5 protein-coding genes and 1 rRNA gene are annotated in these 10,047 nt (G+C 42.7%); 2 read left to right on the top strand and 4 right to left on the bottom strand.

Translation table 11 applies throughout. The features are described 5' to 3' along the window. From ABIM45_06775 to ABIM45_06760, 4 genes are all read right to left on the bottom strand, one after another. A 16S ribosomal RNA gene (locus ABIM45_06775) occupies positions 1-418 on the bottom strand; the annotation flags it as partial. Positions 419-694: 276 nt separating this feature from the next. Continuing rightward, positions 695-2,059, bottom strand: coding sequence for a hypothetical protein (locus ABIM45_06770; GenBank protein ID MEO0239606.1), 1,365 nt, complete (start codon positions 2,057-2,059; stop codon positions 695-697). Between the two features lie 71 nt (positions 2,060-2,130). Further along, positions 2,131-4,089, bottom strand: a complete 1,959-nt coding sequence (locus tag ABIM45_06765; GenBank protein ID MEO0239605.1) for a clostripain-related cysteine peptidase — start codon at positions 4,087-4,089, stop codon at positions 2,131-2,133. Between the two features lie 188 nt (positions 4,090-4,277). After that, complete coding sequence (locus ABIM45_06760; protein ID MEO0239604.1) at positions 4,278-5,585, bottom strand: sigma-54 dependent transcriptional regulator; 1,308 nt, start codon at positions 5,583-5,585, stop codon at positions 4,278-4,280. Positions 5,586-5,714: 129 nt separating this feature from the next. On the opposite strand from ABIM45_06760, the gene ABIM45_06755 reads away from it, so the two are divergent. Continuing rightward, positions 5,715-8,726 carry a M14 family zinc carboxypeptidase gene (locus ABIM45_06755; protein MEO0239603.1) on the top strand — a complete coding sequence of 1,004 codons (3,012 nt, stop codon included), beginning with the start codon at positions 5,715-5,717 and terminating at the stop codon, positions 8,724-8,726. Then, positions 8,719-10,047 (top strand): ComEC/Rec2 family competence protein, encoded by a 1,329-nt coding sequence (locus ABIM45_06750; GenBank protein ID MEO0239602.1) that lies wholly within the window; start codon positions 8,719-8,721, stop codon positions 10,045-10,047. The genes ABIM45_06755 and ABIM45_06750 overlap by 8 nt, the downstream gene beginning before the upstream one ends.

Raw genomic sequence — 10,047 nt, 5'->3', positions numbered from 1 at the left:
CACGCGGCGTCACTGGGTCAGGGTTTCCCCCATTGCCCAATTTTCTAGCCTGCTGCCTCCCGTAGGAGTGGGACCCGTGTCTCAGTGTCCCTCGGGCCGGTCACCCTCTCAGGCCGGCTACCCGTCATAGGCTTGGTGGGCCTTTACCCCACCAACTACCTGATAGGCCGCAGCCCCCTCCCCTGGCATGAGCTTGCTTACGCAGAGGCCCACCTTTCATCCCTACCATCTCAGATAGGGACTCCATCGGGTATTAGCCACCCTTTCGGGTGGTTATCCCCGTCCAGGGGGTAGGTTAGCTACGTGTTACTCCGCCGTCCGCCGCTGACCTGCAGGTTGCCCCACAGGCCCGCTCGACTTGCATGGCTAAGACACGCCGCCAGCGTTAGCCCTGAGCCAGGATCAAACCCTCCATAGGAAGATTTGATCACTTGCTCGCTAACCACCCAACCTTCTTGCCCTGTTTTCAAAGAACATCTGAAAGCTTTAATATTATAGTATGGTGTGGTCGAAAAGTCAAACATCCGAGGCTGAGTAAACGGTGTGAAAACTTCAAAAGGCAGAATGACAACGCTCAAAATTCACTGAATTAAATACATGAAAAAACTCATAAGAAATCAAAACAAAGGCCTTCCAAAATAAAAAGGGGGCAGTATGCTGCCCCCTTCAGTCTACTAAGCATTCGCGTATCAACCTACTTCACAATGTTGTAAATGGTATTAAGAACCGTCGATTTTGAGGTCAATTCCGAATGGTCAGTGTCATAGAAGTACCATCTGATGGGGGAGTAATTGTCTGCCCTCCCAGAAGAAAGGGGAATAAGACCATCGTTATCACCAAAGCCCATAAACCTTAGAAGACCATCACCCGAAACATAATAGAATGGATGGGAAGAGGAAATTGAATATCCTGAAAAGGCATGTAACCTTGCCCAGTTCGGATAATTATAGTTCAGTGCATCAAGGTATGGATTACCATCGAAAAGATAGAAGTGAACATACATAGCCCATGTCCAGTAGAGGTTATCCCACTTCAGCCAGGGGTTTATAGGAACCACAAAGGGAACCACATAACCACCAAAGATCAGATTGGCAAAAGGTGTCCCATGATGTGGAGTGCCAAGTGTAATAATAGTTTTTACAGGCTTATTGCGATAATACTTGTTGTAAACCCTTGCCACTATACCACCCATGGAATGGGCGATTAAAATTATGGAATCGGATGAGCCAAAGTATCTCGATATATATTGGGCAAGGGCGGGAGCAGAATAGTAGTAAATATCGTAATCCGGATCATAAGCAAAGCCGTAAAACTCATATTTATTCTCAAGACCTAAAGAAGTGAGATATTTCACTATTTCTTCAGAAACACCCCTCACATAGGATTCATAATCTTCACTCCAGGAAGGAAGTTGCCAGCCATGAATGATAATTACCGGTCTTTGTCCTGCGGGAGGAGGGGTAACATTTTGGGTCATAGTAAATACCCCATTCTGATATTTCAGCAGATAAAATCTGCTTTCAAAGGCTTTTTTCTGGTAATCTGGATTCCTAACCAGGTTAAACTCAATTACCAACTTATCGAACTTTTGACCCTTCAAAAACTCTTTGAGAAGCATACCGCTTATTTTGAAGTAAACAATATCCTCTTTCTCATTCTTTATAGCCTTGCCAATCCATGGAAATTCTATATTCCCGTTAAAGGTGACATAGAAGAAGTCATAACCATCGACAAAATCCTTTGCCCTCAATCCAATCACAATGTCATCCTCTTTCTTCAAATTTTCATAGGCCGAAGCCGGCAAAACCAGCTTGTAGGAAGGCGAAATGCGGACACCATTTATTAATTTTGTATTAATAATGCCTTTTTCGTTCTTTTCCACAAAAATCTCGCTATCCTTAACGGTAACAGGGAGTTTTACAACGATTTCTCCGTTGTCAAAAGCAGCTATAGCCTTAGATTCTTCACCCATCTCATTTTCAAGGTCGACTTTCTGACAGGAAGAAAAGACAAAAAGAAAAACAAAGGCTAAGGGTAGAAATATTTTTACAAACCTCATGGAAACCTCCTTTAGATTTCAAAAAAAGGGCCCCCGAAAGGGGGCCCTCGAATTAATATTTCTTTTAGCCATTACCTTGTAACGATAAACTTACCAGATCTTGTCTCGCTGTCAGTGGAGAACTGGTAATAGTAGATTCCGCCTCTTTCAAGGCCGGAATCAATCTTCACATTGTATTCACCGGGCTCTTGATATTCAGAGGTTACAACCTTCACGAGCTGGCCAAGGGAGTTGTAAACCTTGAGAGAGACTCTGGTGGGCTTAGAGATAGCATATCTGAAGTACACTGGACCAGAAGAAACGTTGGAAACCACCTCAAAGTAGGTTACAGCACCCATTCTGCCTTCAGCAGCTACGTTATCATTGTTAGGTTCGGGTGAAACGGAAGTGGCACCCTTAATGAAGTCATCCCACTTGGTAGAGGATGCGATGGGCAGGTAGTTGTAATTGGTATTGTAGCTGGATGTAGAGGCAGGATAGTAAATTGCGAAGCCTCTGCAAGATGAATAGGAGGAGGCATTCTTGTAATTCAAGAGAGCACTGGTAATGGCACTCATAACGTTACTGGCCGCTGTTCTTAAAGTAGAGGGCAGTGAAGTATTATTGTAAATGTTGTTGGCAAACATATAAAGGTCGATGTGATCAGAAATGTAGAAAGACTTAGAGTTGCTCCTTGCAGTGGAAATTGCACTTCCATAGCCCTGATTCCTGGCATTTATAAGCTCCTGGGCAAAGGTGTTGAGATAGGAGACAACAGTCCCTACCTTTGTCAAATCAATAGAGGCAAGGGTGGAAAGGCCTGTAGCTGCATTCACTACTGCCTTTGCCAGGTCAGCAGGTGAAATGGTCGGATTGCTGTTCATTGTGTTAAGAAAGCCGGTATAGTACCAACCGTCTGCTGCCTCAGTTTCTTCTGAACCAACAAAGTAGTTAGCATAGTTCCTACAAACGTCCATCACTTCAATCATACCCATAAGGCATGCATCGAAACCAATAATGTCAAGGTTCCTACCAAGGTAGCTCTTAATAGATGAAAGGGCATTGGCAAGTTCGCCGTTGTAAACATTAATCTCGGAATTGGAGGAGGACATATCGACACTCACACCCTTGAAGAGAGGAGAATCTTCACCGCTCTTATACCAGCCATCACCATGGTCCCAAAGAACGAGGAAGTACTTGTTGGCGGGGTAATTCTGAATTGCCCACTGAGCGAAGGAGACAAGGGTATTGGGGTTACCCATATCAACTTCACCAATGTCCTGAATTAACGTAGAAACGATGGTGGAAGAGTTATATGCATCGTTGGTTACATAATACCTTCTGCATGTTGTCCAGTTACCATTGGATGTGTCATAGCCTGAGATTCTGTCAATCTGTACCACTACATTTCTGTAGGAGTTTGAACCGCCTCCGTATTCCAATTCGTTAAAGTCTTTAATAGCATAAGTTTCGAGGTCGTTATCACCATTCATGTAGACCATTATGGTCCATTCCTTAGTTGTTGGAGTGGTTCCACCATCATTGCTTCCAGATGCAGTCAAAACTATATCATCAACATAAACACCTGTATCTGTTACACTCCCATCAGAGTAAAATCTGAACCGAATCTGGGTTGCACTGGTCGGTATGGAAACACTCGCCTGCTGCCAGTATCTGTAACTGCCGCTCTTTGACCAGGCAGTGACCCAGGATGAACCGTTGTAATAATCAACATAGAGGAAGTCATAACCCGATTCCGTATCCATCCAGTAGTAAAAAGTAAGAGTGGCTGAAGAATAAGAAGAAAGACTAACGCTTCTGTAGAAATAATCTGTAACATTATTGCCGTAAGTTACATAAGGAGTGCACTTGGCAGAATATGATGCAGAATTGTACCTGGATGAAACCTTTGTCCACTTGTGGTACGATGAGTTTGAGTAGGTGGTCCATCCTGTGGGGAAGTTTGTCATGTTATCAGAAAATATGGTTGTTTGGGCCATAAGGCCCGTTGCTATGAGGATCCCGAGTACCAAGGTTAGCTTTCTTACCATGTTTCCCCCCTTTTGCAACTTATACTGCGAATTTTGTGCCAAAACCCCGACCTTCGAAAAACTATGTAAAATCGAGGATCTTAAAGAGAAAGGACAAAGACAGGTGTCAAAAAACTTAACAGTTTAAAAAGGCAATAAGCAAAAATTGGCTTAAATAGAGGAAAGTTCAGTGTTCAGATTTTTGACACCTATGTTGTAGTAAATTCATTGGGGTCTCTAAGGCTAAGTTCCTTTAATTTCAATTGAAGCCAGCGTCTCGACATTCCAAGTTGCTGTGCCGTTTTTGTAATATTCCATTCATTAAATTCAAGGGCGCTTAAAATGTAATTCCTGTCGAAATTCCTCTTTGCCTCCAAGTAAGGACAAACAGGTTTTTCCAGACTCAGCGCTGACTTGATTTTATTAAGGGGGACGGGGCCTTCTTTCACCTCATCCACAATGTACTGAACAAAATACTTAAGCTCTCTTACATTACCAGGCCAGTTGTGTTCTTTTAAAATTCGCATAGCCTCACCAGTAAAATAAACCCTACCCCCTGAAAAATCTTTGAGAAAAGCATTCACCAACTCTTCAATCAATTCCTTCCTCTCCCTCAAAGGTGGGATTACGATTTCCATCCCTTTAAGCCTGTAGTAAAGGTCCTTTCTAAACCTTCCTTTATTCACAAACTCCCTTAAGGGTCTATTGGTTGCAGCAATGAATTTAACGTCGACCTTTGTCGGTCTCACAGCACCCAGCTTCCAGAATTCACCCCTTTCTATGACCCGTAATAGCTTGGCTTGAGAATAAAGTGAAATTTCTCCAATTTCGTCAAGAAAAAGAGTTCCACCATCGGCAAGTTCAATTTTGCCCTGAAGTCCCGTTCTGGAGGAACCCGTAAAGGAATTGGGTTCGTGACCGAAAAGTTCATTTTCAAAGAGGCCGTGGGGTATCGCACTACAATTCACCACTACAAAAGGCCCTTTGCGACCAGACCATTTATGGATAACTTCCGCAACAACCTCTTTTCCCACACCTGTTTCTCCCAGGATAAGAATGGGTAAATTTGAAGATGCGGCCCTCTTGATCTTCAAAACAACATCGTTAGGGATCCCAACTATATAATCGGATTTTTTCGAACCCTTTACCTCCGATATCAGCTCCTTTAAAGCGAGGGTTAAAGAAATTGAAAGGATAGAGAGTTCAGATAAATTTGATGGATCGCAATCAACGGTAATCCTTAAAAATTTCGTTGAGTTAGAGACAGGTACGTAAATCACTATAACTCCATCTTCGGAGGCAATGTAATTGAAGTTATCCCTTTTATTTTCGTCGCAAAGAGAAATTGCTCGTATGATTGTGCCACCTTCAGAAGAGGGCAGAAGAGTTTCTAACTTTTCTTTTAAGACACTACCAAGGTCACAAGCAGAAGCAAAATCAGCAGGTATAGAAGGGAGCACATGCTCCAGAAATTTGTTTAAAACAAATAAACTATGACAAGAAACCACATCTTTCATAGTGCTTTAATGATAAAAGCAGCCCTCATCCCATTCAACAGGTAGTTTGTGTAGAAAAATTTTTCGCAGAGGGCGAGGATAAAATTTCCAAATAAATAGGATTATAATTAATAGAAAAGGAGTGGTAAAATGGGCAAAATTATAAAGAATCTGCTCATCATCGCCTTACTCTCCACTTTCCCCGCTGCCCTCCGGGCAGAAAAGGTAGTCGAAATACCAATTACAAAGGAGGAGTGGCGGGAACTGGAAAAGAACTTTAAAACAGCAGAGTTCGCAAGACCAACGGAAAGGGGTGTCGCAATTCTCATAGAAGACGAAGAGATCGAGAAGTTGAACTCAATGAAAATTCCGTACACAATTATCGAAGACCTGACCCTTAAAAAGAAACTTTACTACAACAGCAAGTCAACTTACCACACCTACGACCAGATGAAAGCGGATCTTACAAACCTTGCTACGACCTACTCAAACATCGCGAAACTGGACACCATCGGGTTCAGCGTACAAGGTCGCCCTATTCTCTGTCTTAAAATTTCAGACAATCCAAGGACTAACGAGAAAGAGCCAAAAATTAGGATTGCTGGAGCCATTCACGGTAACGAATGGATAGGTGCTGAGGTTTCTTACCTTTACGCCAAATACCTCCTTCAAAACTATGCTTCAAATGACACCGTGAGGAACATGGTAAACAACCGGGAAATATACATAATTCCAATCCTCAACCCTGACGGATACGTTAGTCAAACAAGGTACAATGCCAACGGAGTTGACCTTAACAGGAACTTCGGCTATATTAAAAATAACAGTGGAAGTGCCCCCTATGACCAGCCCGAATCCAGGGCAGTACACGAATTTTCAAAGACGAGAAATTTTAATCTCAGCCTCTCCTTCCATTCCGGTGCAATTTATGTTAACTACATCTGGAATTATACTCCCGTAAGGTGTGCTGATGACCGTTATAACGGAATGGTTCAAAATTATTCCGAGCAGTACGGAAATATTACAGGATATCCTGTAACGGAAGGTTACGATTGGTATCAAACCTTAGGTGACCTTAACGACTATTCCTATGGGATAAATGGTGACATCGACTGGACCATCGAACTTTCCAATGATTATATTCCTGATACCAGCCAGATAGTTCCCATCTTTAATACCAATAGACCAGCGATGAACTTCTTGGTACGAAAATTGGGCCAGGGCATAGGTGGTGTCGTTATAGACTCCCTAAGGGGAGACACCATAAAGCTTGCAAGGATTACCATCCTTCCCGTTGATTGGCCTATCTGGACAGATCAGAACACCGGTGACTTCATAAGGCCCCTTTTACCCGGGACCTACTCAATTAAAGTGGAAGCCCCCGGCTATCAACCTAAAACGCTAACCGGAATCACGGTCCAACAGGATACCCTTACCTGGATTACCGTTTATCTCTCGCCGAGAAGCGACGGAAAAATCTCTTTATTTAAACCAGAGATTATTTACATTAATGCAAGCAATACCGTACTAACTTCTGATACCTTTATGACCCACTATGCCCTTGGAGACCCTGATGGGAAATTCTACAGTATGGGTGTTGGTGGTTATGCCATATTCGATCTTGGGAGAAGCGTAAAGGCAGATACCATTTATGTTTATGAAGGCAACGATAATACTCCTAACGAAGGTTTTAAAATCTACTATTCAAACTCCCCTTACGGTCCCTGGAGCCAAATAGGTAACATTTACTATGGAAACGCAGCTATTTATGCAGGGGGGAATACCTTCAGATATTTAAAAATTGAAGACGACGGTGATGGCTCTAATACAGTGCGCAAATGTGGATATGACCTCGATGCTGTTGTGGTAAAGACGCTTCCAGACATAAGCCTTATTGCCTATAGCGTTTCAGAATATTACGGTAATGGCGATGGCATCGTGAATGCAGGGGAAACGGGGAAGCTCAATTTAACCTTCAAAAACAATGCTCCTAACACAATTGGAACCTTGGTGATAAAACCTCAACTCCAGGACCCCTACGTGAGTTTCGTAGAAGATAGTATTGTTCTATCAAACATTGCTCCCAATGCAACCGTTCCAACCTACCTCACCTTTAACACCTCATCAAACCTTCCATATGACTACACCTTTAATGTAAACCTTATTGTAAAGGCTGATGGCCAGAACTTCTCTTACAGCTTGCCTTTGAAGATAAATCAAAGGACAGTATCGGTATATCTTGGACCCGATGCTTACGGATATTACGCCTATGATATTATGGACAGTTCCTACTCGGAATTCGAATCCTTTACCTTCATAGACATCTCTTCCATCGGCACTATCATCTCGCAGATCTCAAATTCAGACGATGCTACTACTCAACTTACTCTCCCCTTTACCTTCAAGTACTACGGAACAAATTACAACGTCGTTTCCGTTTGTACCAATGGTTGGATAGCAATGGGATCGACCTCAAGTAATACCTACCAGAACAGGCCAATTCCCGATCCCAACAATCCCCCAGCCCTTATTGCACCATTCTTTACAGACCTCGATCCATACACCAGTGGCGACATCTACTATTATCATGATCCTATCGCCCACCAGTTTACCATTATGTGGAAAGATGTAGAAATCTGGGGGCTGTCACAAACTGTAACCTTTGAGGTGATTCTGCGAGACCCTCTCTACTACCAAACCCGGACAGGGGATGGTGAAATAATTTTCGTTTATCAATATGTGCCGCAAAACATAGACGCTACCATCGGAATTGAGTCTCCCTCTCACAATACTGGCCTTCAATGCTATTACAATCAACAATTCGACCCTTCTATTGCTACCATTACTTCGGGCCGGTTTATCAAGTTTACCACCGACAGTGCAGTTTTAACCCCAGTGAACGAGGTCTTAAAACCTGTGGCGACTTTGAAAAATCCTGTCACAAAAACCAGCCTAACCTTAGAGGTCAAGAACTTCGAGGAAGGCGGTAAGGCCATACTTTACGACCCAATGGGAAGGATCGTTTACCTCAGGGAGATAAAACCCTACGAGGGGAGGGTAACGATTGAGACAGGATCCATTCCCACAGGTATCTACATCTTGAAAGTGGATTCGTACAAAGGAAACTACTCAAAAACCTATAAAATAATCAAGGTTGAATAAGGCAAAGCCATCCTCAGCCCCGTGGTTTTACATCGCAATAACCATGGGGCTGGGGATGTTATTATCTTCCAAGTTTGTTCCCTTTATTGCCCTTTTAGCCTTCTTATTAGTTTTTTCCATCACACTTAAAAACATTGACTTTTTAATTCTTGCCCTTTTCGCCTGCATCGGATTTCTAAGGGGCATTCCCCAGCAAAAACTACAGGTTACACTTAAAGAACTCGACAACAAGACAATTTCAGGTAACTTCAGGTTATTTAACGAAAGCATCTTGAAACTGAGCGGCACTCCGATAGAGCTAAAAACCTCGATGCCGGGATTCAAACAGGGTACCCTTTTGGAAATTAAGGGCATATACAAAAGTAACATTAATACCCTTTTGCCTACCTATGTTGAACTTATTGAAGATAGTAAGAATTTCTTTGATAAAATCCACAATCGGTTGAACTTCTACCTTATGCAGGCTTTCGGTCTTTATGAAGAGGGGTTGCTCATAAAAGCCCTTTTAACAGGTGATCGGAAAGATATGAGTAAAGAGACCGTTGAAAACTTTAGAAAGGCAGGGGTAGCACACCTCTTGGCCATATCCGGCCTCCACCTTGGATTCCTTTTCATGCTATTCAATACACTTTTTATGTTCATTTTCAGAAATGATACGATATCTAAGATTTTTGCCTCTGTCTTTGGCGGCCTTTACACCTTTTCCCTTGGCCCCTTAGCCCCCTGCCTCAGAGCTTTTTGGTTTCTTTTACTCTTAAATTTAAGCAGCATAATTGGGAGAAAGGTAATGGCATTGAACATCTGGGGTATTGCCTTCTCCTTATCAATTTTCTTCAAGCCCCAGTGGCTTAAGGACCCTTCCTTTTTGATGTCCTACTTCGCAATTCTGGGTTATCTTTCCCTTTCAGAGATACTCTCATTAAAAATCCCAAAGGAAAAATGGACCTATAATATCGAAAATTATTTTGTGTCAGTCCTTGTCCCCCTGCTCTTTACTCTCCCTCTTCAAGTAACGTTTTTCGGAAAGGTTTCCTTAGCCTGCATCTTCTCCAACCTCTTCCTTATCCCTGTGACCTTCCTTATCATCTTTGAATCCTTTTTCATCCTCTTCTTTCTTGCGACAGGGCTGCCTCTCTGGATACCCTTTAGAAATTGCGCCTTTATTTTATCAAGGTTTATGCTCGACTCCTCGCATCGCCTCAGTAATCTCCCGGGCGACAGCTTAAATGCCCACAATCCCGCTTCGCTTTTTGTTTTTTCCATCCTTTACATTATTCTAATCCTATATATCCTCGTAAGGATAAAGGGAAAGGGGGCTTAG

Source organism: candidate division WOR-3 bacterium, assembly GCA_039803545.1.
In the GTDB taxonomy this organism is placed as follows: domain Bacteria; phylum Hydrothermota; class Hydrothermia; order UBA1063; family UBA1063; genus UBA1063.
This window is presented reverse-complemented; position numbering and strand designations above follow the sequence as displayed.